Here is a 1,126-nt window from a genome sequence, read left to right as displayed (position 1 = left end):
ATTACGCACTCTTTCAAGGATGGCTGCTTCTAAGCCAACCTCCTGGCTGTCTTCGCGATCCCACATCCTTTTCCACTTAGTACACCCTTAGGGGCCTTAGCCGGCGATCTGGGCTGTTTCCCTCTCGACTATGAAGCTTATCCCCCACAGTCTCACTGCTGCGCTAACTTAACCGGCATTCGGAGTTTGGCTGACATTGCTAAGATTGTGGTCCCGCTCAACCAACCAGTAGCTCTACCTCCAGCAAGCAACACGCAACGCTGCACCTAAATGCATTTCGGGGAGAACCAGCTATCACGGAGTTTGATTGGCCTTTCACCCCTACCCACAGCTCATCCCCTCAGTTTTCAACCTAAGTGGGTTCGCGCCTCCACAAAGTCTTACCTCTGCTTCACACTGGCCATGGGTAGATCACTCCGCTTCGGGTCCAGGACATGCCACTAACAACACCCTCGTTAGGATTCGCTTTCGCTACGACTACCCCACACGGGTTAACCTCGCGACATGCCGCTGACTCGCAGGCTCATTCTTCCAAAGGCACGCCATCACACATAAGAAGTGCTCTGACGGATTGTAAGCACACGGTTTCAGGTACTATTTCACTCCCCTCCCGGGGTACTTTTCACCATTCCCTCACGGTACTATCCGCTATCGGTCACACTGGGTATTTAGGCTTACCGGGTGGTCCCGGCAGATTCACAGCAGATTTCACGGGCCCGCTGCTACTCGGGAAAACAACAACACAGTATCCATGGTCTTCACGTACGGGACTCTCACCCACTCCGGCAGGCCATCCCAGACCACTTCCGCTAACCACAAACACACATGCCCACAGTCGACAGCCTGTAGATGTTGCATCCCACAACACCGCATGCGCAACCCCTGTCAGGTATCACACACACACGGTTTAGCCTCATCCGCGTTCGCTCGCCACTACTAACGGAATCATTATTTATTTTCTTCTCCTACGGGTACTGAGATGTTTCACTTCCCCGCGTCAACCTCCACCACGACTATGAATTCATCGTGAGGTGACCACCCATCACGGTGGCCGGGTTTCCCCATTCGGACATCCTCGGATCAACGCTCTATTGACAACTCCCCGAGGCTTAACGCAGCCTTACAC

General features: G+C 53.6%; 1 rRNA gene. It reads right to left on the bottom strand.

From position 1 onward, the window contains the following. Positions 1-1,126, bottom strand: a 23S ribosomal RNA gene (locus ACFPUZ_RS13215); the annotation flags it as partial.

The organism is Corynebacterium nasicanis, from assembly GCF_042658165.1.
GTDB classification, from domain to species: Bacteria; Actinomycetota; Actinomycetes; order Mycobacteriales; family Mycobacteriaceae; genus Corynebacterium; species Corynebacterium nasicanis.
The sequence above is the reverse complement of the archived record's forward strand: the minus strand, read 5'-3'. Positions and strand labels throughout refer to the sequence as shown.